At 50.8% G+C, this 26759-nt stretch carries 30 protein-coding genes and 1 other RNA gene; 24 read left to right on the forward strand and 7 right to left on the reverse strand.

Features of this window, described 5'->3' with window-relative positions; all coding sequences use genetic code 11:
• The first annotated feature begins 2 nt into the window (after positions 1-2).
• From mlaD to murA, 5 genes are read left to right on the forward strand one after another with little or no spacing between them, the layout of a single operon-like run.
• Entirely contained in the window at positions 3-485 is a 483-nt protein-coding gene (mlaD, locus tag ABEA14_RS16715; RefSeq protein ID WP_345341577.1) for an outer membrane lipid asymmetry maintenance protein MlaD, read from the forward strand.
• Positions 486-499: 14 nt separating this feature from the next.
• On the forward strand, positions 500-1162 hold the full coding sequence (locus ABEA14_RS16720) for an MlaC/ttg2D family ABC transporter substrate-binding protein (RefSeq protein WP_345341578.1): 663 nt from the start codon (positions 500-502) through the stop codon (positions 1160-1162).
• Entirely contained in the window at positions 1159-1470 is a 312-nt protein-coding gene (locus tag ABEA14_RS16725) for an STAS domain-containing protein (protein WP_345341579.1), read from the forward strand. The genes ABEA14_RS16720 and ABEA14_RS16725 overlap by 4 nt, the downstream gene beginning before the upstream one ends.
• Positions 1471-1487: 17 nt before the next feature.
• Entirely contained in the window at positions 1488-1745 is a 258-nt protein-coding gene (ibaG, locus tag ABEA14_RS16730) for a BolA family iron metabolism protein IbaG (RefSeq protein ID WP_345341580.1), read from the forward strand.
• 12 nt (positions 1746-1757) lie between these two features.
• Positions 1758-3023, forward strand: coding sequence for a UDP-N-acetylglucosamine 1-carboxyvinyltransferase (gene murA / locus ABEA14_RS16735; RefSeq protein ID WP_345341581.1), 1266 nt, complete (start codon positions 1758-1760; stop codon positions 3021-3023).
• Positions 3024-3102: 79 nt separating this feature from the next.
• Here murA and degS read toward each other — a convergent pair whose 3' ends face one another.
• The 3 genes from degS to ABEA14_RS16750 all read right to left on the reverse strand — a co-directional run bounded on the left by degS (position 3103) and on the right by ABEA14_RS16750 (position 6161).
• On the reverse strand, positions 3103-4197 hold the full coding sequence (degS, locus tag ABEA14_RS16740) for an outer membrane-stress sensor serine endopeptidase DegS (RefSeq protein WP_345341582.1): 1095 nt from the start codon (positions 4195-4197) through the stop codon (positions 3103-3105).
• Between the two features lie 102 nt (positions 4198-4299).
• A complete protein-coding gene (locus tag ABEA14_RS16745; protein WP_345341583.1) occupies positions 4300-5655 on the reverse strand; it encodes a DegQ family serine endoprotease in 1356 nt (451 codons plus the stop codon).
• 83 nt (positions 5656-5738) lie between these two features.
• The gene (locus ABEA14_RS16750; RefSeq protein WP_345341584.1) at positions 5739-6161 is read right to left on the reverse strand and encodes a Z-ring associated ZapG family protein; all 423 of its coding nucleotides are present in this window, start codon (positions 6159-6161) and stop codon (positions 5739-5741) included.
• 117 nt (positions 6162-6278) lie between these two features.
• On the opposite strand from ABEA14_RS16750, the gene zapE reads away from it, so the two are divergent.
• From zapE to ABEA14_RS16795, 9 genes are all read left to right on the forward strand, one after another.
• The gene (gene zapE, locus ABEA14_RS16755; RefSeq protein WP_345341586.1) at positions 6279-7364 is read left to right on the forward strand and encodes a cell division protein ZapE; all 1086 of its coding nucleotides are present in this window, start codon (positions 6279-6281) and stop codon (positions 7362-7364) included.
• A gap of 198 nt (positions 7365-7562) precedes the next feature.
• A complete protein-coding gene (rplM, locus tag ABEA14_RS16760; protein WP_345341587.1) occupies positions 7563-7991 on the forward strand; it encodes a 50S ribosomal protein L13 in 429 nt (142 codons plus the stop codon).
• Between the two features lie 15 nt (positions 7992-8006).
• A complete protein-coding gene (gene rpsI / locus ABEA14_RS16765) occupies positions 8007-8399 on the forward strand; it encodes a 30S ribosomal protein S9 (protein ID WP_345341588.1) in 393 nt (130 codons plus the stop codon).
• 238 nt (positions 8400-8637) lie between these two features.
• Positions 8638-9231, forward strand: coding sequence for a ubiquinol-cytochrome c reductase iron-sulfur subunit (petA, locus tag ABEA14_RS16770; protein WP_345341589.1), 594 nt, complete (start codon positions 8638-8640; stop codon positions 9229-9231).
• Positions 9231-10496 (forward strand): cytochrome b, encoded by a 1266-nt coding sequence (locus ABEA14_RS16775; RefSeq protein ID WP_345341590.1) that lies wholly within the window; start codon positions 9231-9233, stop codon positions 10494-10496. The genes petA and ABEA14_RS16775 overlap by 1 nt, the downstream gene beginning before the upstream one ends.
• Entirely contained in the window at positions 10493-11230 is a 738-nt protein-coding gene (locus tag ABEA14_RS16780; protein ID WP_345341591.1) for a cytochrome c1, read from the forward strand. The genes ABEA14_RS16775 and ABEA14_RS16780 overlap by 4 nt, the downstream gene beginning before the upstream one ends.
• Positions 11231-11315: 85 nt before the next feature.
• Entirely contained in the window at positions 11316-11945 is a 630-nt protein-coding gene (gene sspA / locus ABEA14_RS16785; protein WP_345341592.1) for a stringent starvation protein SspA, read from the forward strand.
• Positions 11946-11948: 3 nt separating this feature from the next.
• Positions 11949-12407 (forward strand): ClpXP protease specificity-enhancing factor, encoded by a 459-nt coding sequence (locus tag ABEA14_RS16790; RefSeq protein ID WP_345341593.1) that lies wholly within the window; start codon positions 11949-11951, stop codon positions 12405-12407.
• 185 nt (positions 12408-12592) lie between these two features.
• On the forward strand, positions 12593-12838 hold the full coding sequence (locus ABEA14_RS16795; protein ID WP_345341594.1) for an HP1242/YdcH family protein: 246 nt from the start codon (positions 12593-12595) through the stop codon (positions 12836-12838).
• A 75-nt stretch (positions 12839-12913) separates the two neighbouring features.
• Here ABEA14_RS16795 and ABEA14_RS16800 read toward each other — a convergent pair whose 3' ends face one another.
• The 4 genes from ABEA14_RS16800 to ABEA14_RS16815 are packed head-to-tail and all read right to left on the reverse strand — an operon-like array spanning position 12914 to position 16338.
• The gene (locus ABEA14_RS16800; protein WP_345341595.1) at positions 12914-13492 is read right to left on the reverse strand and encodes a BON domain-containing protein; all 579 of its coding nucleotides are present in this window, start codon (positions 13490-13492) and stop codon (positions 12914-12916) included.
• 3 nt (positions 13493-13495) lie between these two features.
• The gene (locus tag ABEA14_RS16805) at positions 13496-14086 is read right to left on the reverse strand and encodes a phosphoheptose isomerase (protein WP_345341596.1); all 591 of its coding nucleotides are present in this window, start codon (positions 14084-14086) and stop codon (positions 13496-13498) included.
• 25 nt (positions 14087-14111) lie between these two features.
• On the reverse strand, positions 14112-14468 hold the full coding sequence (locus tag ABEA14_RS16810) for a YraN family protein (protein ID WP_345341597.1): 357 nt from the start codon (positions 14466-14468) through the stop codon (positions 14112-14114).
• Positions 14446-16338: a penicillin-binding protein activator gene (locus tag ABEA14_RS16815; protein ID WP_345341598.1), complete on the reverse strand. Its 1893-nt coding sequence runs from the start codon at positions 16336-16338 to the stop codon at positions 14446-14448. The genes ABEA14_RS16810 and ABEA14_RS16815 overlap by 23 nt, the downstream gene beginning before the upstream one ends.
• 106 nt (positions 16339-16444) lie before the next feature.
• Between ABEA14_RS16815 and rsmI the strand changes: the two genes are divergently transcribed.
• The 10 genes from rsmI (at position 16445) to murD (ending at position 26754) form a co-directional block, all read left to right on the forward strand.
• Positions 16445-17290 (forward strand): 16S rRNA (cytidine(1402)-2'-O)-methyltransferase, encoded by an 846-nt coding sequence (gene rsmI, locus ABEA14_RS16820; RefSeq protein ID WP_345341599.1) that lies wholly within the window; start codon positions 16445-16447, stop codon positions 17288-17290.
• Between the two features lie 50 nt (positions 17291-17340).
• An RNA gene (rnpB, locus tag ABEA14_RS16825) (RNase P RNA component class A) lies at positions 17341-17696 on the forward strand.
• Positions 17697-18005: 309 nt separating this feature from the next.
• On the forward strand, positions 18006-18464 hold the full coding sequence (gene mraZ / locus ABEA14_RS16830) for a division/cell wall cluster transcriptional repressor MraZ (RefSeq protein ID WP_345341600.1): 459 nt from the start codon (positions 18006-18008) through the stop codon (positions 18462-18464).
• Positions 18465-18475: 11 nt separating this feature from the next.
• Positions 18476-19414 carry a 16S rRNA (cytosine(1402)-N(4))-methyltransferase RsmH gene (rsmH, locus tag ABEA14_RS16835; protein WP_345341601.1) on the forward strand — a complete coding sequence of 313 codons (939 nt, stop codon included), beginning with the start codon at positions 18476-18478 and terminating at the stop codon, positions 19412-19414.
• Positions 19411-19722, forward strand: coding sequence for a cell division protein FtsL (gene ftsL / locus ABEA14_RS16840; RefSeq protein WP_345341602.1), 312 nt, complete (start codon positions 19411-19413; stop codon positions 19720-19722). Before rsmH ends, ftsL begins: the two co-directional genes overlap by 4 nt.
• Positions 19719-21467, forward strand: a complete 1749-nt coding sequence (locus ABEA14_RS16845; protein WP_345341603.1) for a penicillin-binding transpeptidase domain-containing protein — start codon at positions 19719-19721, stop codon at positions 21465-21467. Before ftsL ends, ABEA14_RS16845 begins: the two co-directional genes overlap by 4 nt.
• A complete protein-coding gene (locus ABEA14_RS16850; protein ID WP_345341604.1) occupies positions 21451-22953 on the forward strand; it encodes a UDP-N-acetylmuramoyl-L-alanyl-D-glutamate--2,6-diaminopimelate ligase in 1503 nt (500 codons plus the stop codon). The genes ABEA14_RS16845 and ABEA14_RS16850 overlap by 17 nt, the downstream gene beginning before the upstream one ends.
• Positions 22950-24341, forward strand: a complete 1392-nt coding sequence (locus ABEA14_RS16855; RefSeq protein WP_345341605.1) for a UDP-N-acetylmuramoyl-tripeptide--D-alanyl-D-alanine ligase — start codon at positions 22950-22952, stop codon at positions 24339-24341. The genes ABEA14_RS16850 and ABEA14_RS16855 overlap by 4 nt, the downstream gene beginning before the upstream one ends.
• Positions 24335-25417 (forward strand): phospho-N-acetylmuramoyl-pentapeptide-transferase, encoded by a 1083-nt coding sequence (gene mraY / locus ABEA14_RS16860; protein ID WP_345341606.1) that lies wholly within the window; start codon positions 24335-24337, stop codon positions 25415-25417. The genes ABEA14_RS16855 and mraY overlap by 7 nt, the downstream gene beginning before the upstream one ends.
• The gene (gene murD, locus ABEA14_RS16865) at positions 25417-26754 is read left to right on the forward strand and encodes a UDP-N-acetylmuramoyl-L-alanine--D-glutamate ligase (protein WP_345341607.1); all 1338 of its coding nucleotides are present in this window, start codon (positions 25417-25419) and stop codon (positions 26752-26754) included. The genes mraY and murD overlap by 1 nt, the downstream gene beginning before the upstream one ends.
• Positions 26755-26759: the final 5 nt, after the last annotated feature.

Here is a 26759-nt window from a genome sequence, read left to right on the forward strand (position 1 = left end):
GGATGCAGAAACGTAAACGCTTTGACCAGCGCAAAATAGAAATCTTGGTGGGCTTCTTTGTATTGGCTAGCTTCTTAGCCTTGCTAATGCTATCTCTCAAAGTGGCAACCTCTGAGCTGGGTACCAGTACCAGCTCGTACACACTGTTTGCGAAGTTTGACAATATTGGCGGCTTAAAAGTGCGTGCACCGATCAAGGTCGGTGGTGTCGTTATCGGTCGTGTCGCCAGTATTGAGTTGGATCCCAATGACTGGGTTCCTGTGGTTGAAATGCGTTTGGACGCAGATTACAACCGTTTTACTGATTCAACTTCGGCTTCGATTCTCACCTCTGGACTGTTGGGTGAACAATACATTGGTTTGCAACCTGGCTTTGAAGATGAGGAAAGTGAATTTCTCGCCGATGGTGATCGTATTCCTGATACCAAGTCCGCTCTTGTGCTTGAAGACTTGATAGGTCAGTTCCTTTATAGCCAGAAAGATTAATGACTGGAGACCGCATGACTTTGTTGCTTCGCCGTTTATCTCTGTTGGTAGCCTGCTACCTGTTGGCATTTGCCGCAGTCGCGGCAGAGCCTATTAAACAAGAAGACCCATTTGCATTAGCACAGGAAGTGGCAAAGCGAACCTTTGGACGCATCAATAATGAGCAACCAAAAATTCAGGCGGATCCTGAGCATCTGAAAACCATTGTTGTTGAAGAGTTGATTCCTTACGCGGATTATCGTTTTGCTGCTTACAAAGTGATCGGTCAGAGCTCACTGAAAAAATCGACTAAAGAGCAGAGAAAACGTTTCGTCGAGGCATTTAAGGGCAACCTTATTGTTACCTACGCTCAGCTGTTTACTGAATACAATGGCCAGACAGTGGCATTTTTACCCGGAAAACTGAGTGATGAGAATTATGCGACAGTAAAGACCGTCATTCAGCAGCCTGGCAGACCGGATATCAGCGTCGACTTTAAGATGCGCAGGAACAAGAAGACAGGGTTATGGCGAGCTTATGACATGGTAGCAGAGAACCTTAGCATGCTTAGCCAGAAAGAGGCTGAACTTCGTGGTTTGATACGGCAGAAAGGGCTGGACGAAGTCAGCGCCATGCTTGAGCAGAAAAATCAGGCTAAGATAGTTTTCGAAGAGCCTGAGAAAGAGGAAGCGCCATGAGTGCAACATTCGACAAGCTTGGCCCCAACAAATTTCAGATAACAGGGGTACTGGACAGAAACTCTGTACCCACTCTTTGGGCGAAACGTGAGGGACTTTGCTGCGGTGATGGCGTAACTGAGGTAAATTTATCGAAGTTAGACCACTGTGATAGTGCTGGTATGGCGTTTTTGCTCGAACTCTATGTCTGCCATAGCCGTCACGGGCGCGAGCTTCACTTTGTAAACGCGCCAGAACAGTTAATGCGGCTGGTAGAAGTTTCCGACCTGAATAATATCCTTCCTATTGAAGCAGCTCAGGCTGCTTAAATACCCAAGAGGTTGTAATGGACAACGAAAAAATTCAGTCGCTGCTGACTGAAGCGCTGTCTCTTGACGAAGTGTACGTGAAGAGTGATGGCAGCCATTATGAAATTATTGCTGTAGGCGAGTGTTTTGAGGGCATGCGCTCTGTTAAACGCCAGCAAACGGTTTATGGCCCGCTGATGGACACTATTGCGGCGGGTGATATGCACGCTGTCTCTATCAAAGCGTTTACACCGAGTGAGTGGCAACGCGATCGCAAGTTAATGATGCCCTCCTGATAAGTTTTTGTAATGGATAGATTAATTGTAAAGAAAAGTGGCCCACTTAAGGGCGATGTCACTATTTCTGGTGCCAAAAATGCGGCTTTGCCGATCTTGTTTGCGACCCTGCTGTGCCCTGAACCTCTTTCTATAAGCAACGTACCTAGACTGCGAGACATCAATACCACTTTGGCGCTGCTGAAGCGAATGGGTGTTAACGCTGATTGGAGTGATGACAATCAGGTCGCCATCAATGCTTCAAACCTAACTAGCTATGAAGCTCCTTATGATCTGGTGAAAACCATGCGAGCGTCGATTTTAGCGCTCGGTCCATTGGTGGCTAGAACAGGTAAGGCACGCGTATCCCTGCCTGGCGGATGTGCGATTGGAGCAAGACCAGTCAACCTTCATATTCATGGTTTGGAGATGATGGGCGCTGAAATTGAGGTTGAAGGTGGCTATATCAATGCGACCGCGCCTAAAGGTGGGTTGCGTGGTGCGACTATCTTTCTCGACACGGTAAGTGTTACCGGCACTGAAAACTTGATGGCTGCCGCTGTATTGGCTAATGGCACAACCGTTATCGAGAATGCAGCGAAAGAGCCAGAAGTGGTTGATCTGGCGGATTTCCTGAATTCACTTGGCGCCAAAATTCGTGGCGCGGGTACCGATAAAATCGAGATTGAAGGGGTAGAACGCCTTACCAGTGGTGAATATGCGGTTTTGCCGGATCGCATTGAGACGGGCACCTTCTTGGTGGCTGCTGCGGTGACTGGCGGTGATGTCACTTGCCGTAAAACCAGCGCAAAATTATTGGAACCCGTACTGGCTAAGCTAGAAGAATCGGGCGCACATGTCACATCCGGAGAGGACTGGATCCGCCTGGACATGCGCGGCCGCAAGCTCAAAGCGGTAAGTATTAGAACGGCTCCTCATCCAGGCTTCCCAACAGATATGCAAGCGCAGTTTACCGTGCTGAATATCTTGGCCGAAGGCAGCGGCAAAGTGACCGAAACCATCTTTGAAAACCGCTTTATGCATGTTCCTGAGTTGGGACGTATGGGCGCGGATATCGAGCTGGAAGGTAACACTGCTATTTGCCACCACACCGATAAACTGACCGGAGCTCAAGTGATGGCAACGGATTTGCGTGCTTCAGCTTGTTTGGTGATAGCAGGCTTGATGGCTGATGGTGAAACCGTGGTTGACCGTATTTACCATCTGGATCGTGGTTATGAAACCATCGAAAAGAAATTTGATGGGTTAGGTGCCACCATTGTTCGAGCCAGTGCATAACTCAGTTCTGAACATAAAAAAACGCCGCCTTCGCGGCGTTTTTTTATGCTTAGTCTTGGATTCCGCTGGCCGGAAACGGCTAAGTTCCAGGTAGGGCTGGAGGCTCTTGCACGGTAACGGGAAGCTCCAGTAGTTCACCGCGACGCATAACGGTGATTTTCACTGATGTGCCGGGGCGAGTTTCGGCGATTCTGTCCATCGCGTCATGAACACCTTCAACGGCTTTGTTGTTCATTTTGATCATCACATCATTTGGCAACAGGCCGCCTTTTGCCGCTGGGCCATTGGGCTCCATGTTGTCGATAACGACGCCGGTTAAACTGCCCAGCTTCAGTTGCTTGGCTAGAACAGGATTAATCTGCTGCCCGGTAATACCCAGATAACCACGAATAACGCGACCATCGGCTATCAGTTTGGTCATAATTTTGTGGGCAAGCTGATAGGGGATGGCAAAGCTTATCCCCTGGCTTTCCACGTTAGGGCTGGTGTAGAAAGCTGCGGTATTAATGCCTACCAGTTGGCCAAGGCTATTAACTAATGCTCCCCCGGAGTTTCCGCGATTGATAGCGGCGTCTGTCTGCAAGAAATCCTGATAACTGGTAGACGCCATACCACTGCGGCCTGTCGCACTGACAATGCCCTGAGTGATGGTTTGTCCCAGGTTGTAGGGGTTGCCAATGGCAAGCACCACATCACCCACCATAGGCACTGCTTCTTGGTTTTGTGGAATCACCGGGAGGTGGTCAGACTCAATATATAACACCGCCAGATCGGTATAGATGTCGCTGCCGATAAGTTCTGCGGTAAAAATACGACCATCTTGAAGCGCGACGATAATTTGGTCGGCATCTGCAATTACGTGGTAGTTAGTCAGGATGTAGCCTTTTTTGCTCATTAACACACCTGAGCCGAGTCCCTGAGGACGTAATTTGGCAGGTTGTGAGTCGGTTAAAGAGCGCAGGCTTCGGGTATATACATTAACAACTGCAGGTGCAGCACGCCTTACGGCATCACTGAAGGTCAGCGGTGCGGGCTCATTACTGGTTAGAATGCCACCATTGCCGCCTTGCTGCCGCAAATTTGGAGAAATCAAAAGTAGTACGCCGGCAATGGCCAAGCCAAGCAAGATACTTTTGACAATATAAACGGTAATGGAGGTCAAACGAGCGGTCATTTACTGCAATATCCCTTTGATTACCTTGCCAGCATAGCACTGGAATAGATTAAAAGGGAGTAGGCCGCGCCATCAAGGCGCGGCTGGTTTTAGGTTTCTTTGCTATCTCACAACCAGGTAGAGTCGTTGATTGCCTCTTTGCACATTCAGCGCCATCACTGACGGCTGTTCATCAATTAATGCTCTCAGCGCTTTTAGGTCTTTGGTTGCTTGTTTGTTCAAGCCGATGATGACATCACCCTGTTTCAAGCCTATCCGTGCTGCAGGTGAGCGGGCTGCAACCTGTTCAACTACGACACCGGTGATATCTTCTTCATCAGTACTGTTGCGGAGCACGGCGCCTTCAAATACAGGGTGTAGAACCTGCGCTTGTACTCGAGTTTCTTCGGCTTGTTTCAGCGTCACCATAAAGTCAACTTGGTCGCCATCACGGATAACACCTAACTTAACCTGACTACCTGCGCCTCGTGTAGCAATCTTTGCTCTGAGCTCGCCGAAGCTCTTAATCATCTGGCCATCCACACTGACGATAATGTCACCGGCTTTCAGGCCTGCTTCTTCTGCAGCTGAACCTTCAAATACTTGATTTACAAAAGCACCGTGTTTGGTTTCATAGCCAAAGGCTTCAGCTAGGTCTGGGGTTAACTCGCCACCGGATACCCCCAGCACACCGCGACGGACTTCACCATACTCAATAAACTGGTTTACTAGGTCGTTTACCATGTCTATCGGGATAGCGAAGCCAATCCCCACATTGCCACCATTGGGCGCGACAATAGCGGTATTGATGCCTACCAGCTCACCATTCAGGTTCACCAGCGCACCACCAGAATTTCCTGAGTTGATGGCCGCGTCGGTTTGAATAAAGTTTTCGTACTGGCCAATGTTTAAGTTAGAGCGGCCCAGTGCACTGATGATGCCTGACGTTGCTGTTTGTCCTAAGCCAAACGGATTACCTACGGCGACGACAAAATCTCCCACTCTGAGTTTGCTGGCCTCTGCGCGAGGAAGCGCAATCAGGCCATCCTCTTCAACCTGGAGAAGTGCGATATCTGACTCCTGATCAGAGCCAATCACACGTGCTTCCAACTCTCGGCCATCTTGCAGTGTTACTTTGATTTTGTCCGCTTGGTCGATAACGTGGTGATTGGTCACGATGTAACCTTTATCAGCATCAATAATCACACCGGAACCCAGGCCTCGGAAAGGGCGCTCCTGGACCTGCTCTTGCGGCGCGCCGAAGAAATAGCGATAGATATCAGGAATGCGTTGTTTCGACACTTGGGTGCCAGACACCGAAATGTCGACTACGGCTGGTGTCACGCGCTCCAGCATGGGAGCCAAACTTGGCACGGGTTGCCCTTCAACGGAGCGCGGTAAAGAAGCGGCTGCTTCGGTAGGGGTCACAATAAGACTGGCGCAAAGGGCCAAAGAGGCAAGTGACAACAAATGTTTCATACGGCTTTCATTCTCCCTAACGGTTTGAGACGTAATACATCAGAAACAGACAGAGAGATGTGGGGAGGGTTCCCCACAAATTGTTAATCAGCTGTTTCTTTCTGTTTCTCTTTGTTAGCGCCACTGATCAGACCTGAAGGTGCACCTGAATAATCTCGAGGTTGCTGCTTCTCATCATCGCCCTCTGCAGGTAGTGCTTTTGCTGGCGCAGTTAATGCCTCCAGTTCTGGAAGTTCAGCTCGGCTCTTTTCGTCGAGCAGGGCGTGTGCGCTGTCGTTTAGCTGTCCGCAAAGTTTGCGATAGTTTTCGTTGGCCTGCTCCAGCAGCTCTGCAGTGGCAGCAAAGTGATCAGAGACCTCTTGCTTATACTGCTCTAACTCAAATTGGGTCGCCTCCAGTGCTTTTTCAACCGATGCTTTACCTGCACCGTCGCCGTTTGAGCGAGAAAAGAACCAACCAGCGACAAAACCCGCGGCGATACACAAAATTGCTACTAACCAAATCATTAGGCGAGGCCTCCATCAAATACTCGGCACAGGGCCGTCAACGACAATATACCTTGGTGAAATACGCCGTGGTACCATGCCAAGTGTAAACAATTATTCATCGAAGGTAAGTGGTAGATGTCTGATTCCCCGCGTGGGCGCTATATAAAGGATTTGGATTCGGCAGGATTTATGGCCGACGCAGCTCAAGCCCATGCCGTGGATCGCCTGGAGGATCTTTACCAACGAATGAACAATCGCCCAGAACCTGGCTGGTGGCAAAAATTGCGAGGGCAATCACAACCATCGGAACGAGGTCTGTATTTTTGGGGCGGGGTTGGTCGTGGAAAAACCTACTTGGTTGATACTTTCTTCGAATGTTTGCCCACGGACAAGAAACTCCGACTGCACTTTCACCGCTTTATGCATCGTGTGCATCAGATGATGCAGGCGTTGACAGATGTGTCTGATCCTTTGGAAACAGTATCTGCGCAACTTGCAGAAGAAGCTGAGATTATCTGTCTCGATGAGTTCTTTGTTTCTGATATTACCGACGCCATGATCCTGGGTCATCTGCTCAAAGGCCTTTTCAGTCGTGGCGTGACACTGGTTACTACATCCAATATTCCACCTGATGACCTTTATCGCAACGGGTTGCAACGCGCCCGTTTTCTTCCTGCGATTGCTCTCCTGAATCAACACTGCGAAGTGGTGAATGTTGACTCGGGCGTGGATTATCGTTTGCGTACGTTGGAGCGGGCAGAGATCTACCACTACCCGTTAGATGCTGAAGCAGAATCAAATCTTCTCACTTATTTTTCGCAGTTAGCGCCGGAGCACGGACAAACAGACGCCGAGATTGAAGTTAACAATCGACAGTTAAAGACTCGTCGATTATCCGACGGTGTGGTGATGTTTGATTTCAGCGAGCTATGCGAAACAGCGAGAAGCCAACTCGATTACATCGAACTGTCCAAAGAGTTTCATTCGGTGCTGGTACATGGCGTGAAACCCATGGGAAGCCACAATGACGACGTTGCGCGTAGGTTTATTGCCTTGGTCGACGAGTTCTATGAGCGCAATGTAAAACTGATTCTTGCGGCTGAAGTTGCCTTGGAGTCCCTCTATGGGGATGGGCGGTTGGCGTTCGAGTTTAAACGCTGTCAGAGCAGATTACTGGAAATGCAATCCCACCAGTATTTAGAGCTCGCTCATTTGCCCTGAAAAAATTCAAATCAAACCAAGAAAGTGGGTGATCTTTGTCCAAGGTTTGTCTATAATCCCGCGCTGCCCACGTTCCGACCTGTCAATACGACAGTGTAAATAGGCCAATACTTGTATTCGAAGGGATATAAGCCGGCTTCTTTAATGTCTCAAATTCAATTGAGGCGTGGTGTAAACGATTTTTTTAGGTTTGGATAAATGAAAACTTTTTCCGCAAAGCCAGAAACAGTGAAGCGCGACTGGTTCGTTGTAGACGCTGAAGGCAAAACCCTGGGTCGCTTGGCGACTGAAGTAGCTCGTCGTCTGCGCGGCAAGCATAAGCCAGAGTATACTCCTCACGTTGACACCGGTGATTACATCATCGTTGTAAACGCTGACAAAGTTCACGTTACTGGTAACAAAGCTCAGGGCAAGATCTACTACAGCCACACTGGCTTCCCTGGTGGATTGAAAGAGATGAGCTTCGAAAAGCTGATCGCTAAAGCACCAGAGCGTGTAATTGAAAGCGCAGTTAAAGGCATGTTGCCAAAAGGCCCTCTGGGTCGTGCAATGTACCGCAAGCTGAAAGTATACGCAGGCGCTGAGCACAATCATGCTGCTCAACAGCCTCAGGCTTTAGAAATATAATTGGGGGTTCAGACCATGGCAGATAATCAATACTACGGTACTGGCCGCCGCAAGAGCTCAACTGCACGCGTATTCGTTAAAGCTGGTAGCGGCAACATCACTGTTAACCGCCGTCCGCTGGATACTTATTTCAGCATCGAAACAGCTCGCATGGTTGTTCGTCAGCCGCTAGAGCTGGCTGAATTGCTGGAGAAGCTTGATGTGAACGTCACTGTTAAAGGTGGTGGTACCACTGGTCAAGCAGGCGCAATCCGTCACGGTATCACCCGTGCACTGATGGCGTACGACGAGTCACTGCGTGGCGACCTGCGTAAAGCTGGCTTTGTTACTCGTGACGCACGTCGCGTTGAACGTAAGAAAGTTGGTCTTCACAAAGCACGTAAGCGTCCTCAGTTCTCCAAACGTTAATTTGGATATACTGGCGATCGCCAGAAGCTTGCAAAAAAGCCCCGTTTTTCGGGGCTTTTTTTTCATAAGTAGGTTAGGGTTGTATGATGAGTCTCCTTGCCAGCGCAGGGGGTTTTTTTTACAATCTTGACTCTTTTTTGTAGCGAATCGTTTTCTTTCGGGTAAAAACCTGGCAAGAAACGGCTCGTCGCGCTCCAAAGCCGCAGGTAAAAGCGGATGGTATGTGGGAGAAAACTGGATGAGCAATGCGCCTGTCGATAACAGTCGTCGCCGCTTTCTAACTGCCGCGACAGCTGTCGTAGGTGGTGTGGGAGCAGTGGCCGCTGCTGTCCCTTTTATTAAGTCCTGGAATCCGAGCGAAAAGGCGAAAGCCGCCGGTGCCCCCGTTGAGGTGGACATCAGTAAGCTCGAGCCGGGGCAACTGCTTCGCGTTGAGTGGCGCGGTAAGCCTGTTTGGGTGGTTCGTCGCACAGATGCTGTGCTGGAAGAGATGAAAGCGAACCAAGACAAACTGAAAGATCCCGGTTCAAGTGAAGTGGACCAGCAGCCAGATTATGCCAAGAACGAATATCGTTCTTTGAAGCCTGAGCTTTTGGTCGCTGTCGGTCTGTGTACCCACCTGGGATGCTCTCCAACCTACCTGCCCGGTAACTTCAGTGAACAGGTAGAAGGCATGAACTATGGCTTCTTCTGTCCGTGCCACGGTTCCAAGTTTGATATGGCTGGTCGCGTATTTAAAGACGTACCGGCGCCATTGAACCTGGTTATCCCACCTTATCACTTCAAAGATGACACCACGATTTTGGTGGGTGTTGATGGAGGTACCGTATAATGTGGCGCAATCTACTTGAGTGGATCGAATACCGCATACCTATGCAGCGTGTATGGAACATGCACCTTGCTCAGTATCCGACTCCTGTAAATTTCAATTTCTGGTACTTCTTCGGTTCACTGGCAATGATAGTGCTGGTGAATCAGATTGTAACCGGTATTTGGTTGACCATGAACTATGTGCCTTCTGCTGAAGGGGCATTCGCGTCAATCGAATACATCATGCGTGATGTAGAATACGGCTGGCTGCTTCGATATATGCACTCAACCGGTGCCTCAGCCTTCTTCGTGGTTGTCTACCTGCACATGTTCCGTGGATTGATCTACGGCTCATATCAAAAGCCCCGAGAACTGCTGTGGCTGTTTGGTATGTTTATCTTCCTTGCGCTTATGGCGGAAGCCTTTATGGGCTACCTGCTGCCATGGGGGCAGATGTCTTACTGGGGCGCACAGGTAATTATCTCGCTGTTCGGTGCTATTCCTGTCATTGGCGATGACCTGACGTTGTGGATCCGTGGTGACTATGTGGTTTCGGGTGCGACGCTGAATCGCTTCTTCGCATTGCATGTGATTGCATTGCCATTGGTGCTTGTTGTCCTTGTCTTCCTGCACCTTGTTGCATTACATGAAGTAGGCTCTAACAACCCTGATGGCGTCGATATCAAACGTCCTAAGGGCTCTGTGGCTGATGAAGACAAGCCTAAGTTCAAGTTCCACGAGTACTACACAAGCAAGAAAGACATTATCGATGCGGCACCTTTCTTCCCTTACTTTGTTGTGAAGGATCTGATCGGTATCGGTGTCTTCCTGTTCTTCTTTGCCTGGGTGATCTTCTTTAACCCAGAGATGGGCGGATTTTTCCTTGAGCCACCTAACTTTGAAGCAGCAAACCCGCTTAAAACGCCTGAGCATATTGCGCCAGTTTGGTACTTCACACCGTTCTACGCCATTCTGCGTGCTATCCCACACAAGTTGGGTGGGGTGATTTTCATGGGCTTGGCCATCGTTGTTCTAGCGCTGCTACCTTGGTTGGACCGCTGTAAGGTGCGCTCCATTCGCTACCGTAGTGGTTTCCACAAACTGAACATCGCTCAGTTCTCAGTAAGCTTTATTGCTCTGGGTATTCTTGGGGCATTGCCTGCTACAGATACTTACACATTGTTCGCTCGTATATTTACTTTCCTGTACTTTGCGTTCTTCGTGTTGCTGTGGTTCTACAGTAAGAATGAAAATACTAAACCTGTACCGGCGAGGCTGACCCGATGAAAAGGATTATCGTTGTATTGATGACGCTTCTTCCCTGCTTCGCGTTTGCCGCAGGTAGCAGCGTGCCGCTAGATAAAGCTAATTACGATCTGAGTGACCAAGCGTCTTTGCAGACCGGTGCCAAGCTGTTTATGAACTACTGCTCTGGCTGTCACTCAACCCAGTATCAGCGTTATGAGCGTGTAGCGCGTGATTTGGGGATCCCCAATGAGTTGATGCAGGAAAACCTGATGTTCATTAAGGACACCAAAATTGGTGCTTTGATGGAAAACAGCATGTCTGAAGAGTTGGGCGCGAAGTGGTTCGGTGCCACCCCTCCTGACCTGACATTAGTTGCCCGTGTGCGCGGTGCAGATTGGCTTTATACCTATCTGCGTGGCTTCTATGAAGATCCGAGTCGTCCGTTTGGCGTCAACAATACGGTCTTCAAGGACGTAGGTATGCCACACGTGCTGCAGGAGTTGCAGGGCGTACCCAGAAAAGCGTTTGAAACTCAGCTTATTGACGGTGAGCAGAAAGAGGTTTACGTAGGTATTCGTGCGGATGGCTCTGGTGAGATGAGCTCCGATGAGTATGACAAAGCGGTATTAGATCTGGTTAACTTCATGGTCTATTCCGGAGAACCAATGCAACTTGAACGCCGCTCTATGGGCTGGTGGGTGATGGGCTTTTTAGTCATTTTCACCATCCTTGCTGTATTACTGAAGAAAGAGTACTTCCGCGATCTACACTAAGTTGCGGGAGATATAAGTTTGTTACCGGGAGACAGGGGTTACCTTGTCTCCTGTTTTTGCTTGAGAGATAAACGGAGGCTTCCCCATGGCCGTTGCTGCCAATAAGCGTTCTGTCATGACCCTATTTTCAGGGGCTGACGACCTGTACAGTCACCAAGTACGCATCGTACTGGCAGAGAAGGGGGTGAGTGTTGAGATCAACCAGGTTGACCCCAGCCACCTTCCGGAAGAGTTGATTGAATACAACCCGTACAACACAGTTCCAACTTTGGTTGACCGTGAATTGGTGTTGTATAACGCACGCATCATTATGGAATATCTGGATGAGCGTTTCCCCCATCCACCACTGATGCCTGTTTACCCCGTTGCACGTGGTAACAGCCGCCTGATGATGCATCGCATTGAGCAGGACTGGTACACCCTGGTAGACAAGATTGTTGCTGGTGAAGATGCCGATGCGGCTCGCAAAGAGTTGAGCGACAGCCTGCTGGCATTGGCTCCAGTGTTTGCTGAATCGCCTTACTTCCTGAGCGAAGAGTTCAGCCTGGTGGATTGTTATCTGGCCCCACTGCTGTGGCGTCTGCCCCAGTTGGGTATCGAATTGACTGGTCGTGGTGCTAAAGAGATTAAGTCCTACATGACTCGTGTATTCGATCGTGACTCCTTTCAGGCCTCACTGACTGAGACCGAAAGAGAGATGTTGGTAGGCCTGTAAGCGATGACACCTAGCCGCCCTTATCTGTTACGAGCCTTCTACGAATGGTTGGTAGATAACCACCTGACGCCACACATTGTGGTGGATGCATCGGTGGCCGGCGTACAGGTACCCAAGCAATACGTTAAGCATGGCCAGATCGTGCTTAACGTAGCCCCGCATGCTGTTGGCCAGTTAGAGCTGGGCAATGATGCTGTGTCTTTCAACGCCCGTTTCGGCGGGGCGCCGATGAATGTGTATCTGCCGATTGTTTCAGTGACTGCTATTTATGCGCGTGAGAACGGTGCAGGCACAGTGTTTGCGGATGATTTGGCACCTGAAGCGGGACTTGAAGATCAGCCTGTTTTGAAAGATGAGCCATTACCAGAGCAGATGGATGCAGGGCATGATGGAGGAGATCCTGAAGATCCGCCTCCTTCACCTTCGGGTAGCAAAGGGTCACACCTTCGTGTCATTAAATAAAAAGGAGCCGCAGGCTCCTTTTTATTTAAATAGCGCTTCTAAATCTTTCAATTGACCCCAAAAAAGTTCAACGAGACAACCCAAATCAACTTCCGCTCCAAAATCTATCTGTTTTTCCACTAACTGGCTAAAGTTAACTCTGTAAGTTTATTCGTTCAGTTTTAATTTTGTTTACTGGGGGAGTTATGCTGGGAGAAGATCACTCACTTATTCATGAGTTTCCCGAATATGAACAGGTTATCGCCAAATTGATGACCAGCGATGAGAGCTTTACTAAAGACGCAAAGCATTACAATGCATTAGATAAGGAGATCCGGACGTTAGAACTGCAGGGTGCGCCTATCGGCGACGATGCTATGCATAAGTTAAAGCATGATAGGGCAGAGTTGAAAGATACATTGTTTGAACGGCTGAAGGCGGTTGATAGTTAGACTTGGTATAAATACTAAAAAGCGCCAGACAGTACTGGCGCTTTTTATTAGAACGAAAACACGTCAGTTTGCTAACTATTTAGTGGTGTACTCGAATACACGTACAACCTGTTTAACGCCGGTGACGTTTCGTGCAATCTCAGTGGCACGAGCTGCTTCAGCCTGTGTTACCAGCCCCAGGAGGTAAACCTCGCTGTTTTCGGTGACCACTTTTACCTGGTTGCCGTTGACACTCTTGTCTCCGATCAGGTCGGCTTTGACCTTAGTCGTTATCCAAGCATCGTTGGTTTGTGTCGACAGGCCAATCGGTGTGCCTATCTTTATCTGATTATGCACGGTTTTAACACTGGTAATACCGGAGACAGTTTTCGCTATCTCGCTACGCAAGTGGGCCGTAGGAGTCTGGCCAACCAGTAACAATGTACCATTGACCGAACTGATGCTGATACGGCTGTGGTCCCAGATGTCTTTGCGTTCGCGAAGACGCCCAACCGCTTTGATTTCAATTGCATTGTCGTCAATTTGAGAGCCAATGGTGCGTCTGTCATCAATGGCAGCAGCTGTACCAGCAGCACCGGCGATAATGACAGCGGCGCAACCTTGCAGTGCTAACGCGCCAACAACAACTGCGGGTAAAAGATGGCGTAGCCGCATTGGTTACTCCTCATCCTGCGGGAACAATGTTCGGTCAATCAAGTCACAAAGGCAGTGAATAGCGAGCAGGTGAACCTCCTGGATACGCGCCGTGCGGGTTGAAGGAACACGAATCTCGGCGTCGTTTGGCCCCAGCAGGCCGGCCATTTCACCACCGTCTTTGCCGGTAAGTGCAACAATGGTCATGTCGCGAGACAATGCAGCTTCCATCGCTTTAATCACGTTGCGGCTGTTACCGCTGGTTGAGATAGCCAGCAGAATATCACCACTATTGCCCAGCGCACGTACCTGCTTAGAGAAGACTTCATCATAGCTGTAATCGTTGGCGATAGAGGTCAGTGTTGAGCTGTCGGTAGTCAGGGCAATAGCGGGAAGACTGGGGCGCTCCTGCTCGAAACGGTTCAGCAATTCTGATGAGAAATGCTGAGCATCACCGGCCGAGCCGCCGTTACCACAGCTCAGGATCTTATTGCCCGATAGCAAACACTGCACCATCATCTGTGCCGCTTTTTCGATAGCTGGCGGCAAGGCTTCTGCCGCAGCGATTTTTGTTTGTATGCTTTCTTTGAAGCTTTCTTCAATGCGATTCAACATTCGAGGGCCCTTCGTTTTCGACTACTCAGATCGCGTTCTGGATCCATTCATACTGGTCGCCGGTAATGGCAACCACATCTATTCGACACGGTGTGACGTTTTCGTTCATTTTATGTTGCTGCAAATAAACACGCACACTGTGTACTAATTTAGCCGCTTTCTGCCCATTCACTGCGCTTATAGAGCCGCCGAAATGGTCAGATTGGCGATACTTTACCTCAACAAAGACCCAGGTGTCTTTGTCGCGCATAACCAGATCTATTTCGCCACCGCGGCAATGGAAATTGGCAGTGACAAAAGAGAGCCCCTGCCTTTCAAGATATTTACGAGCATTCTGTTCATGTGCTTCGCCAACAGCTCTATGATTGCGGCGCCACTTCACTTTCCACCTGCCTTGGTAGTAATTCTGCGCTTCCATTGCGCATTTTTGCCCAGTTCAGTTCTCGACTGATGTAACCATATTCATTCACCTGCAGGCGACCGGTCATGCCTTCAACGCTGAAGCCAGGGAATGCGCGCATTTGCGCAAGTTGGCCTATCACCTGATAAGCATCCAAACCCAGAGCAAACAAACGTTGTTCTGAAGCGCGGCGTTGGGGCCAGAGCGTCTTCACACTGGCCAGGGTTGCAGACTGCGTGTCTGACGCTGGCAGAAGTAATGGAATTTCGCTGAATACCACGCCGGTAAGCTCACGCGTCTGCGCATCGGTCAGTCCTTTGTCATGACTGCGAGAGCTGGCATAAATGGGAAGTGGATCGGCAAATGGGCTCACGGTGACATCAACAAAAGGTTTCAACAAGCGTGTTTCAGTGGGGTTGCTGAACAGGTAGACAGCATCGATATCTCGACGACTACGAGGCTCAACTTCAATACTGGAACCCAGCAAGCGTTTCATATGAAGAATGCGGGCCTGACTCTCGTTGACCCCCAATGCTTGCTGAACAAGTTTCTGCATCGCCTTGCGGTCACTGTAGAATTGGATCTCAATGCTTTGTGATGAATCATCGCCAGCATCCAGCCCATTGTCCGCTACCAACTGTTCCCAACTTTGTTTAAATGCACCAGCGATCCTGTTTCCTAAGCCACCTTTAGGCAGTAGCAGGAGTGGATAGCGGTGACCGTCTTTCCACATTTTCTGTGCTGCCTGTACGGCTTCATCTTCCGGGGCTAGAGGAAAGGCAAACAGATTAGGCTGCATCTTATCCAGCTCAAGACGGTTGAGAGCCAGAACCGGCACGCTAAGTTCGCCCTCGTTGAGTAGCGTATCGATATTACCTTTCAGCAATGGTCCGATAACAAAGTCGCTTTCCGCCATCATTGCCGATTCATAGGCTTTGAGCACCCCTTCACTGGCGGTATCGTAATAGGTAATAGTGAGTCCGGGTGTAGCCTGTTGCAGATAGCCATAAACCATGCCGTCTCGTATTGCTTCACCCTGACTCTGGAAACGGCCGCTTAAAGGCAATAGCACGGCGATGTTTTGGGGGGCGAAAGGGCGAGTTTCCAAGGCGGTTTGCAGCTCTGCAGGCAGAGACGTCGCCGCAGGGTGTTCCGGGAACTCCAATCGCCATCCCTCTAACGCATCAACCATGCCAGCAGGGCGCGTAACCATGGTTTTGGTCAGAGCCATCAATTTCAGCCAACCAGTAAACGGGTCGGGCGCTGGCGCTTCCTGATTCACTTCGAGGGCAAAAGGCGTCAGTGGCTTCAGATAGTTCCAGATGTGCTGATGGTTTTCGACTTGCTGCTCGGCATTCAAAGATGGATCGAGCTCGACAAGTGCGCGTGCCGCTTCAATGCGGTTACCGCTGGCTAATTGGGCGCGCGCCAGCAGGTGGTAAGCGTTGATTTTGGCTTCATCGCTGAGTGTTTCTGGTTTTAATGACTCTACCAGTTCAATGGCTTCACGGGTCGCGCCGCGATAAAGGGCAAACTCAGCACCCAGAAAACTGTACTCGAGGCGCTGGTCTTCCAGGTTGAGTGGCACCTGAACCGTTTCGTAAGCTGAGCGTGCTAGTTCTTGCTGCCCTTCGAGCAAGTGAGCTCGTGCTGCCAGCAGCAGATATGCCTGCCTAGCGTCACCTTGGGCCGTCTTGGCTTTTTGCAGATAATCAGCCGCAGGCGCTGTTGGCTGCCCTACTGTTTCTATGTTTACCTCTGGCGCTTTTTCCTCTGGCACAGGGGTCGGTGTACAGGCAGCAACTAAAAAGAGAATCGTTAGTGAAGCTGTCAGGCGTGGTAGAATGCTCATCAGGTTCCATTACCCGCGTTGTTAATTCGGCGTATCTTCAAGCATTTGAAGTCTGGGCTTAGTGTACCTTCACCCTTTGATCTTAACAAACCGCGGATTGCTTAATATGAGTTTGCCCAGTGCGCTATACATCGTGCCTACCCCAATCGGTAACTTGGGGGATATTACCCAGCGCGCGATTGAGGTGTTGTCAGCGGCGGATCTGATCGCTGCTGAAGATACGCGACATAGCCGAAAACTACTTGATGCTTTCAATATCAAGGGACAGCTTTGGTCATTGCACGAACATAATGAACGAGCGCGCAGTGGGGCAATCATCGAGCGGGTGCAGGCAGGGCAGATTGTGGCTTTGATCTCTGATGCCGGAACACCGCTGATAAGTGATCCAGGCTACCCTTTACTACGTGCTTGCCGAGAAGCAGGTGTTGACGTGATCCCGCTGCCTGGTCCGTGTGCGGCTATCACGGCATTGAGTGCGGCTGGGTTACCTACAGACAGGTTTTCATTTGAGGGCTTTCTTCCCGCTAAGAGTGGTGCACTGAATAGTCGCATCTCTGATCTAGCCAAAGAGTCTCGAACCATGGTGTTTTATGAGTCGCCTCGCCGAGTGGTGGCGACCCTGAGTGCTATGACGGAACATTTTGGCGCAGACCGTGAAGCCACGCTGGCCAAAGAGATCACCAAGCGGTTTGAAGCGATAGTGCAGTCAGATTTGGCAGGTCTGATCGAATGGCTTGAAGCTGAGCCTGAGCGCCAACAGGGCGAGTTTGTTTTGGTTGTGGCGGGTTATCAGGCGCCGGATACAGAGCAATTACCAACGGACGCTGAGAAGTGGTTGGTTCGACTGATGGAAGAGTTGCCATTAAAGAAAGCTGCTGCCGTTATCGCCGATATGTATGACCTGAAGAAAAAGCAGGTTTACGATCTTGGCCTGAAACTGCAGGGGCGCTAGATCCTGATTGCGCTGGCTCAAGTGGGTGGGTTCTGCTAGACTCCGCCGCCGGAGTTGGCCAGATGATCGCCGCTGCTATTTAGCAGGGGAGGAAAGTCCGGGCTCCATAGGGCAGGGTGCCAGGTAACGCCTGGGCGGCGCGAGCCGACGACCAGTGCAGCAGAGAGTAAACCGCCGATGGCTGACTTGTCAGTACAGGTAAGGGTGAAAGGGTGCGGTAAGAGCGCACCGCGCGACTGGCAACAGTTCGTGGCACGGTAAACTCCACCCGGAGCAAGACCAAATAGGCTTCCTTACGGTATGGCCCATATCGGAAGCGGGTAGGTTGCTTGAGCCTGTGAGCGATTGCAGGCCTAGAGGAATGATCATCCAACGACAGAACCCGGCTTATCGGCCAACTCCCTCAATTTTCGATTGGGGCTTTCACTCATACGAGAGCCCCAAATCGACACCAATCTTCCCCATTGAGCGTTATGTGTAGTCAATCCTGCGTTCAAAAATTTAATTTTTGGTTCTGAGTTACCTTTTGTTGCCACTTTTCTCCACTTAATCAACAGCTTTCAAATTTTACTCCAAAACCCCATGGTGACGGGCTTCACAGCATGATTCTGACTGCTTGACAAGGGTTGTTGACCGCCCCTACACTTTAGCACCGTGGGGGAAAGTGGATAATTGTGGATCTAAAGGGCAAAACAACAGGGAGCCCAATCTGATTATGTTTCGCGGTGCTAACGCCATTAATCTTGACAGCAAAGGTCGCCTAGCGATGCCTACCCGGTATCGAGAGACCCTTGTGGATCGCTGTCAGGGGCAGTTGGTGTGTACCATCGATATAAAGGATCCCTGCCTGCTGCTCTATCCGTTACCTGAATGGGAAGCGATAGAGCGAAAACTTCAACAACTCTCCAGTATGCACCCCGCCGAACGGCGTATGCAGCGTTTGCTGCTTGGATACGCCACAGAAGTCGAAATGGACAAAAACGGCCGCTTACTGCTCTCGTCACCACTGCGTCAGCACGCCAGCTTAGATAAAAAGCTGATGTTGGTTGGCCAGCTCAACAAGTTTGAGATTTGGGATGAGCAAGCCTGGCAAGCTCAGGTAGAAGCGGATAAAGAACTAGACCTGTCTAGCCCGGATATGTTCAGTGAACGGCTACAGGATTTCTCTCTCTAACAATAGAGGCGATGGCATTGGTGCATGAAACCGTATTGCTGCGCGAGGCAGTAGACGGACTCGCAATTAAACCAGACGGAATTTACGTTGACGGTACATTTGGCCGCGGCGGGCATTCCCGTGCCATCCTCTCACAGCTTGGCCCGAAGGGCCGATTGCTGGCGATTGATCGTGACCCCACCGCGATCGCTGTTGCCCAGCAAATAGATGACCCAAGATTTGAAATCATCCACGGCACTTTCTCCCAATTAGCTACCTACATGGAAGAGCGCGATCTTGTCGGTCAAATAGATGGTGTGTTGCTCGATCTCGGTGTCTCATCCCCACAACTTGATGACAGCGAGCGCGGCTTCAGTTTTATCCACGATGGCCCGCTAGATATGCGCATGGACAACAGCAGCGGTATGACCGCGGCTGACTGGCTGGCCACCGCTGAAGTCGACGAGATCGCTCGCGTGCTCAAGGAGTATGGCGAGGAACGTTACGCCAGAAAAATTGCCCGTGCCATCGTCCACGATCGTGAAGAAACGCCGTTTACGCGTACTTCCGAGTTGGCATCTTTAATTGAGCGCGTTTCGCCCTCAAAGGAGAAGCATAAACACGCGGCAACTCGCAGCTTTCAGGCGATCCGCATCGAGATTAACCAGGAACTGAAGCAGATCCATGAGGTTCTGGACGCTGCACTGAATGTACTGGCACCTAAAGGCCGACTGTCAGTGATCAGTTTCCATTCGTTGGAAGATCGCATCGTCAAACAGTTTATGCGTCGTCAAAGCCAGGGCGAACCGCTTCCACGCGGTTTGCCGCTGACAGAAGAGCAACTCGCAGGACGCACCAAGCTGAAGACGTTGAGCAGAGCGATAAAGCCCGGTGCTGAAGAGGTGGAGGCAAATCCACGCTCACGCAGCTCGGTGCTGAGAATTGCTGAAAGGTTGGAGGAAGGGGCATGACCCAGGCCACCAACCTGACCAAATTGGTGTTGCTGGATCTTTGGCAACACAAAGGTCTGGTGCTGATGGGGGTGATAAACCTCAGCTGTGCGTTTGGGGTGATCCTAACCGTTCACCATGCACGTCAAGGCACCATTGCTCTTGAGCAGTTGTTGGAGCATCAGGACCAACTGCAGGTGGAGTATCGCCACCTGCTGCTAGAAGAAAATGCATTGGCTGAGCATTCGCGCATCGAGCGCTTAGCCAGTAATCGATTGAATATGGTTCGTCCTGCTCCCGAGCAGGAGAAGGTGGTAAGGCTGCCATGAGTAAGCAGGCCAAAGTAACTAAAGGACATCAGCATTTCGCTTGGCGCTTCTATTGCGTCATCGGCGCCGTGTTGCTGTTGTTTGTTGCTTTGATTTCCCGTGCTGCTTACATCCAGGTATTGGAGCCAGACCGCTTGCGCCTGGAAGGCGACATGCGTTCCCTGCGAACCAAAACAGAGACAGTCCAACGCAGTTTGATCACTGACCGCAACGGAGTTGAGCTGGCTGTGAGTGTGCCAGTCGAAGCGGTTTGGGTTGACCCTAAGATCCTGTTTGAAAAAGACGGCTTGTCGATGACCCGCCGCTGGGAAGCCCTATGCGAAGTGTTGGACCTTGATTTCGACACCGTGATGGCTCGCATGGAAAAGAGCAAAGGTAAACGTTTCGTTTACCTGCAGCGTCAGCTCTCTCCTGCGATGTCGAGTTACGTTAAGAATCTGAAGATCCCTGGCGTGTATTTGAAACCAGAGTCTCGCCGTTTCTATCCAGCTGGCGAAGTGACCGCTCACTTAATCGGTTTTACCGATATTGATGATCGCGGCTTGGAAGGGCTGGAGCGTTCGTACGACCAGTGGCTGACTGGCACCGATGGCAAGCGCAAAGTGCGCAAAGATCGCGGTGGTCGCGTGATTGAATCGATTGAGGTGCTGGAAGAAGCACAGAAGCCTCAGGACCTTGTTCTGAGTATTGACCAGCGGATCCAGGCGCTTGCTTATCAGGAGTTGAAAAAGGCCACCGAATATCATCGAGCAACGTCAGGCTCCGTTGTTGTGTTGGATGTTAAGACCGGTGAAGTGCTGGCCATGGTCAATACACCGTCGTACAACCCTAACAATCGAAAAGGTCTTAAGAATCATCGCACGCGTAACCGTGCGGTGACAGATACGTTTGAACCGGGCTCTTCGGTGAAGCCGTTAGCGGTGATCAGTGCGCTGGATGCGGGAGCTGTAGATTCAGATGCAGTCGTTGATACATCGCCGGGTTGGATGCGTTTGGGCGGCCGTCAGGTGCGTGATTCTCGCAACTACGGTGAGATGTCGCTCGCTACGATTTTGCAGAAGTCCAGTAACGTCGGTGTCAGTAAGCTGGCGCTTTCGGTACCTATCGAACAATTCCTAGGTACTTTCTACAGTCTCGGTTTTGGCAGTGATACAGGTTTAGGACTTCCCGGTGAAAGCACGGGTGTTATTCATGAACGTCGCCGCTGGTCAGATTTTGAAGTAGCCACGCTGAGTTTTGGCTACGGTATTACCGTTACGCCATTGCAGTTAGCACAAGCTTATGCGGTGTTGGGTAGTGGTGGTCAGATGCATCCGCTCTCAATTATCAAGGTCGATGAGCCATTGCCAGCGAAACAGGTGTTGGAGCCGCAGGTGGCGCGTGATGTGTTGACCATGCTGCACTCGGTGACAGAAGAGGGCGGCACAGGTTTAAGTGCAAGAGTCCCTGGTTACATGGTGGCGGGAAAAACCGGCACATCCAGAAAGGCGGTTGCGGGTGGTTACGGTGACGACTATGTCGCATCGTTTGCTGGCGTTGCACCACTGACTGATCCGAGATTGGCGATTGCTGTGGTGGTTAATGAACCCGCAGGCGACAGATATTACGGCGGCGATGTCGCTGCCCCAGTGTTTGGCCAGGTGATGGCCGGCGCATTGAGAATGATGAACATCGCCCCCGATGATGTGGGGGACAGCCGCATTGCGGCAATCAGTGGAGGTAAGGCTGATGGCCCAGCTCGCTGATTTAATAAAAGATTTCCCTGTAGAACTGCCAGCGCTTGCGCTGGCACAGATGCATCTGGACAGTCGCCGAATCAAACCCGGTGATCTTTTTGTCGCTATTCAAGGACACGAGATTGATGGGCGCCGCTTTATTTCCCAAGCGATTGCGGCTGGAGCTGCAGCAATCCTGTCCCATGGGGATGTTGCTGAACTGATCTGGCATTCTGCTGAGCAGGGCCAAAAAGCACAGAAAGTACCGGAAGTACGCCTGCCTGAACTGAATTCACGTTTGCCTGCGCTCGCTTCTGCGTTTTACGACAACCCCGGCGCCGCGATGGATATCGTCGGTGTCACTGGTACCAATGGGAAGTCCTCAGTGTGCGCCATGGTTGCGCAACTTGCGGATCAAGTTAATGGCGGTGGCGCCATGGTGGGTACGCTTGGCTGGGGCCGCTTTGACCAGGTTCATGAAACGGCAAACACCACGCCAGATGCGGTGGTGTTCCAGCAGATCCTAAGGCAATTGGCAGACGAGCAGGTGACGACACTGGGGATAGAAGTTTCGTCCCACGGCTTAGTACAAGGCCGTGTTGACGCAGTCCCCATTAAAACTGCCGTATTTACAAACTTAAGTCGCGAACATCTCGATTATCACGGCGATATGGACAGTTACTTTGAGGCCAAAAAACGATTGTTCGTTTTGCCAGGTTTAGCCCATGCGGTGGTTAATGTTGACAGTAACGAAGGTCGCATACTGACGACTCAGATATCTACTGAGGTATCGCTTTGTGCGGTAGGCGCTATCGATAGCGTGCGTGAAGTCGGTAGTGAGCATTTTATTGGTTATCGAAATCTAAGCCGATTTGCGGATGGGCTGCGGTGCGAACTGGAAAGCAGTTGGGGTAGTGCAGATTTCTATCTCCCACTACTTGGTGATTTTAATTTAGATAACTTCCTCTGTGCTGCAGGTGCGCTCTGTCTGAATGGCGCAGCATTCGAAGCAGTTATTACGGCTGCTGCAAAGTTAAAACCTGCGGCCGGGCGGATGGAGCTGTTTCATAAAGAGGGGCTACCTGCGCTGGTTGTAGATTATGCCCACACACCTGATGCATTGGAGAAGGCGCTGTTAGCCAGTCGTCATCACTGTCGTGGGCAGCTTTGGTGTGTATTCGGGTGTGGCGGCGATCGTGACAAGGGCAAGCGCCCGTTGATGGCAAAAGTGGCAGAGGCGCACGCAGAGCAGCTGATAGTCACAGCTGATAACCCAAGAACAGAGCCGCAGGCGCAGATAACCTCAGACATATTGCGTGGTCTGAGTGAACACGCGCCCGTATCTGTTATTGAGGACAGAACGAAAGCAATTACAGAAGCTTTTCGCCAGGCCGCCAATGAAGATCTCATTCTGGTTGCAGGCAAAGGGCACGAAGATTATCAGGTGGTTGGTGAGCAGGTGCTTACTCATGATGACCGCTTGATCGCACGTCAACTGCTGGAGGAGGCGATATGATCTCCCTGAAATTGAGTCAGTTAACTGCGCCACTGAAGGCGCGTTTGGTTGGTGAAGACATTTCGCTGGACAGCGTAAGTACGGACACTCGGGCTATCAGTGAAGGCGATCTGTTTATCGCCTTGAAAGGGCTGCGTTTTGACGCCCATGAATTTGCAGAACAAGCGGTGGCAGACGGTGCCGCTGCGCTGGTGGTCGATCACGAATTGCCTTTGGATGTACCACAACTGGTGGTTGAAGATACCCGGTTGGCGCTGGGTGCGCTGGGGAATTGGGTGCGTCAGCAGGTTAACCCTAAGGTGATTGCCATCACCGGGAGCACCGGCAAAACCACGGTGAAAGAGATGACGGCCGCGATCTTGGCTGAAAAAGGTCAGGTGTTATCGACCAAGGGTAATTTTAACAACGACATTGGTGCGCCATTGACGCTGTTGAGGCTAACGCCTGAAGACACATATGCAGTGATTGAGCTGGGTGCCAATCATGTCGGTGAGATTGCGTATACCGTTGGCTTAACCGAACCTGACGTTGCCATGATCACTAATGCAGGAGCATCGCATTTAGAAGGGTTTGGCAGCCTGCACGGTGTGGTTCGAGCTAAGGGAGAAATCTTGAGTGGTATTCAGTCGGGCGGTAAAGCGGTACTGAACTATGACTCCCCCGATCTGGGTTATTGGCAGAGCCGCTGCACCGAACACCCCATTATTGGCTTCGGCAGTGAAGATGCCGATGCAGATGTTTTTGCCAGTGAAGTTAATTTTGATGATGAAGGTTGCGCCAGTTTTGTGCTCAATCTGCCGAACGGCTCTGCACAGGTAAATCTGACTGTACCCGGTGAACACAATGTCAGCAATGCACTGGCCGCTGCAGCGGCTTGTTATTGCATCGGCGTAGATGCCGCCACCATCGCAGCTGGGCTGGCACATATGAATGCGGTGAAAGGGCGGTTGAATGTCTACCACCCGCAGGAAAAACTGCGTCTGATTGATGACACCTACAACGCTAACGAAGCATCAGTAAAAGCTGCAATCAGCCTACTGGCCCGCTACACAGGGCAAAAAGTGCTGGTGCTCGGAGACATGAAAGAGTTAGGCGCACAGGCGAAAGAGCTGCACGAAGGCGTCGGCCTGTTTGCCCAGCAGCAGGGTATCGACATGCTGTTTGCAGTCGGAGAACTCAGTGGCTGTGCTGCGGGACGCCATGCCAACGGTAAACATTTTAATGACAAAGCGGCGTTGGTTGAGAGCCTGATGGAAAACCTGGCTCCAGGGGTGGAAACCACGTTACTGGTTAAAGGTTCACGCAGCTCTGGGATGGAGCAGGTGGTAAGTGCCTTGCTAGATGAATTTAAACAACAAGAAGAAACGGTAGGAGCAGCAGGATGCTAGTTTGGCTGGCGGATTACCTGACCCAGTACTACACAGGATTCAACGTATTTTCGTATCTGACGATGCGCTCAATTTTGGGCGTACTGACCGCGTTGGTTATGTCACTGTTGATGGGGCCATGGGTGATCCGCAAACTGCAGATGATGCAGATTGGACAGACAGTTCGTGATGATGGCCCACAAAGTCATCTGTCCAAGTCTGGCACCCCAACCATGGGTGGTTTGATGATTTTGGGATCAGTACTCACTAGCATTTTGCTTTGGGCTGATCTGTCTAACCACTATGTTTGGGTCATGTTGTTCGTGATCGTTTCTTTCGGTCTGATTGGCCTGATTGATGATTACCGCAAAGTCGTGCGCAAAGATCCAAAAGGGCTGATTGCCCGCTGGAAGTACTTCTGGCAATCGGTGGCGGCACTCACAATTGCTGCATTTCTCTATTACAACGCGCAGTTGGATGCTGAGACAGTATTGGTAGTACCTTTCCTCAAAAATGTCGTGCCTCAGCTTGGGTTGTTCTATTTGGTGGTGGCCTATTTTGCGATTGTTGGTACCAGTAATGCGGTTAACCTGACTGATGGCTTGGATGGCTTGGCAATTATGCCGACCATCATGGTGGCGACAGCTTTGGGCTTTATCGCCTACTTGACAGGTAACGTGAATTTTTCTGCCTATCTGAATATTCCATATATCCCTTTCACCAGCGAGTTGGTGGTGGTCTGTGCCGCGATAGCCGGGGCTGGACTCGGTTTTCTCTGGTTTAACACTTATCCTGCACAGGTTTTTATGGGCGATGTAGGCTCTCTGACTTTGGGCGCCGCATTGGGAGCGATCGCGGTGATGGTTCGTCAGGAGTTGGTGTTGGTGATCATGGGTGGTGTGTTTGTGATGGAGACACTGTCAGTGATTCTGCAGGTGGGCTCTTACAAATTGCGTGGGCAACGCATATTCCGGATGGCGCCAATTCATCACCACTATGAATTAAAAGGCTGGCCAGAGCCCCGTGTCATCGTGCGCTTTTGGATCATCTCTCTGATCCTGGTGCTGGTTGGCCTGGCCACATTGAAGGTACGTTAATGATCGATTACGGCGGACAACAGATAGTTATCGTAGGACTCGGGCAGAGCGGTGTCTCTTGTGCCCGTTTTCTGCGTGCGCGAGGCGCCTGTCCGTTGCTGATGGACACTCGTGAAAGCCCCGCAGCTTATGAAGCGGCGACTGACCTGCATGGTATGCCTACCTGTTTTGGCGGCCTGAATGAAGATATGTTGCTGACTGCTGAACTGATTGTGGTCAGCCCCGGGCTGTCTTTGAAGCTGCCAGCGTTGGATAAGGCGATTGAAGCAGGGATTGATGTGGTTGGTGATATTGAGCTGTTTGCTCGTGAAGTGACCGCACCAGTCGTTGCCATTACTGGCTCAAACGGAAAATCGACAGTGACTACGCTGCTGGGTGAAATGGCCCATGAAGCGAAACTGCGGGTGGCTGTTGGTGGCAATATTGGCGTACCTGCGCTCGATCTGATTTCACCGGATATCGAACTCTATGTTTTGGAGTTATCCAGCTTCCAACTGGAAACCACATCGAGCCTGAAGTGCATTGCAGCAACTGTTTTAAATGTATCTGAAGACCATATGGACAGATACGATGATTTGTCGGCGTACAGCTTGGCCAAACAACGTATTTATACCAATGCAGAAAACATCGTATTTAACCGTGCTGATAGCCAGACCTGGTGTAGTCGCTTCCTGACCCATGGCTGCCGTTTCAGCTATGGCCTGGATACACCTCCTGACACCAACTCTATTGGTGTTGCCGAACATGATGGCGAGCGCTGGTTGATGCGCGGCACTAAGCCATTACTTGCAGTAAAAGAATTGAAACTGCTGGGGGCCCATAACCTGGCAAACGTTGCTGCGGCAATGTCACTCGGCACGCTGGCTGGGTTACCTCTTTCTGCGATGCAGGAGGCGGTCCGTAAGTTCAGAGGTTTGGCTCATCGTTGTGAATTTGCCTGCGAACGTAACGGCGTGGTTTACGTTAATGACTCTAAAGCTACCAATGTTGGTGCCACAGAAGCGGCCATCAATGGTTTGATCGACAGTGTCGATGGCGGTCTGATTTTGCTGGCTGGTGGAGATGGCAAGGGTGCCGATTTCGAACCGCTGGCGGTTGCGTTAGAGAAAGTGGCTACTTTGATCACCTTTGGCCGTGATGGTGAAAAAATTGCGGTGTTGAAACCTGGCAGCCACGAACTGCATACGCTGGACCAGGCAGTAGCCAAAGCGAGTCAAATCGCCAAGCCCGGTGATGTTGTGCTGCTTTCACCAGCTTGTGCCAGCTTTGACCAATTCCAGAGTTTTGAACATCGCGGACAACGCTTTGCTCAGTTGGCCATGGAGATCTCTGCATGACACAG

The sequence above is a fragment of the Corallincola platygyrae genome, from assembly GCF_039544265.1.
GTDB lineage: Bacteria > Pseudomonadota > Gammaproteobacteria > Enterobacterales > Neiellaceae > Corallincola > Corallincola platygyrae.

Bases quoted from the DNA above. Each gene is read 5' to 3' on its own strand.
- rsmI (WP_345341599.1), top strand. From the start codon at position 16,445: ATGAGTTTGCCCAGTGCGCTATACATCGTGCCTACCCCAATCGGTAAC.
- rplM (WP_345341587.1), top strand. From the start codon at position 7,563: ATGAAAACTTTTTCCGCAAAGCCAGAAACAGTGAAGCGCGACTGGTTC.
- ABEA14_RS16845 (WP_345341603.1), top strand. From the start codon at position 19,719: ATGAGTAAGCAGGCCAAAGTAACTAAAGGACATCAGCATTTCGCTTGG.
- ftsL (WP_345341602.1), top strand. From the start codon at position 19,411: ATGACCCAGGCCACCAACCTGACCAAATTGGTGTTGCTGGATCTTTGG.
- rsmH (WP_345341601.1), top strand. From the start codon at position 18,476: ATGGCATTGGTGCATGAAACCGTATTGCTGCGCGAGGCAGTAGACGGA.
- sspA (WP_345341592.1), top strand. From the start codon at position 11,316: ATGGCCGTTGCTGCCAATAAGCGTTCTGTCATGACCCTATTTTCAGGG.
- rpsI (WP_345341588.1), top strand. From the start codon at position 8,007: ATGGCAGATAATCAATACTACGGTACTGGCCGCCGCAAGAGCTCAACT.
- ABEA14_RS16855 (WP_345341605.1), top strand. From the start codon at position 22,950: ATGATCTCCCTGAAATTGAGTCAGTTAACTGCGCCACTGAAGGCGCGT.
- ABEA14_RS16815 (WP_345341598.1), bottom strand. From the start codon at position 16,338: ATGAGCATTCTACCACGCCTGACAGCTTCACTAACGATTCTCTTTTTA.
- degS (WP_345341582.1), bottom strand. From the start codon at position 4,197: ATGACCGCTCGTTTGACCTCCATTACCGTTTATATTGTCAAAAGTATC.
- mraZ (WP_345341600.1), top strand. From the start codon at position 18,006: ATGTTTCGCGGTGCTAACGCCATTAATCTTGACAGCAAAGGTCGCCTA.
- ABEA14_RS16805 (WP_345341596.1), bottom strand. From the start codon at position 14,086: ATGTTGAATCGCATTGAAGAAAGCTTCAAAGAAAGCATACAAACAAAA.
- zapE (WP_345341586.1), top strand. From the start codon at position 6,279: ATGTCTGATTCCCCGCGTGGGCGCTATATAAAGGATTTGGATTCGGCA.
- ibaG (WP_345341580.1), top strand. From the start codon at position 1,488: ATGGACAACGAAAAAATTCAGTCGCTGCTGACTGAAGCGCTGTCTCTT.
- murD (WP_345341607.1), top strand. From the start codon at position 25,417: ATGATCGATTACGGCGGACAACAGATAGTTATCGTAGGACTCGGGCAG.
- ABEA14_RS16775 (WP_345341590.1), top strand. From the start codon at position 9,231: ATGTGGCGCAATCTACTTGAGTGGATCGAATACCGCATACCTATGCAG.
- ABEA14_RS16800 (WP_345341595.1), bottom strand. From the start codon at position 13,492: ATGCGGCTACGCCATCTTTTACCCGCAGTTGTTGTTGGCGCGTTAGCA.
- ABEA14_RS16850 (WP_345341604.1), top strand. From the start codon at position 21,451: ATGGCCCAGCTCGCTGATTTAATAAAAGATTTCCCTGTAGAACTGCCA.
- murA (WP_345341581.1), top strand. From the start codon at position 1,758: ATGGATAGATTAATTGTAAAGAAAAGTGGCCCACTTAAGGGCGATGTC.
- ABEA14_RS16720 (WP_345341578.1), top strand. From the start codon at position 500: ATGACTTTGTTGCTTCGCCGTTTATCTCTGTTGGTAGCCTGCTACCTG.
- mraY (WP_345341606.1), top strand. From the start codon at position 24,335: ATGCTAGTTTGGCTGGCGGATTACCTGACCCAGTACTACACAGGATTC.
- petA (WP_345341589.1), top strand. From the start codon at position 8,638: ATGAGCAATGCGCCTGTCGATAACAGTCGTCGCCGCTTTCTAACTGCC.
- ABEA14_RS16725 (WP_345341579.1), top strand. From the start codon at position 1,159: ATGAGTGCAACATTCGACAAGCTTGGCCCCAACAAATTTCAGATAACA.
- ABEA14_RS16795 (WP_345341594.1), top strand. From the start codon at position 12,593: ATGCTGGGAGAAGATCACTCACTTATTCATGAGTTTCCCGAATATGAA.
- mlaD (WP_345341577.1), top strand. From the start codon at position 3: ATGCAGAAACGTAAACGCTTTGACCAGCGCAAAATAGAAATCTTGGTG.
- ABEA14_RS16780 (WP_345341591.1), top strand. From the start codon at position 10,493: ATGAAAAGGATTATCGTTGTATTGATGACGCTTCTTCCCTGCTTCGCG.
- ABEA14_RS16790 (WP_345341593.1), top strand. From the start codon at position 11,949: ATGACACCTAGCCGCCCTTATCTGTTACGAGCCTTCTACGAATGGTTG.
- ABEA14_RS16750 (WP_345341584.1), bottom strand. From the start codon at position 6,161: ATGATTTGGTTAGTAGCAATTTTGTGTATCGCCGCGGGTTTTGTCGCT.
- ABEA14_RS16745 (WP_345341583.1), bottom strand. From the start codon at position 5,655: ATGAAACATTTGTTGTCACTTGCCTCTTTGGCCCTTTGCGCCAGTCTT.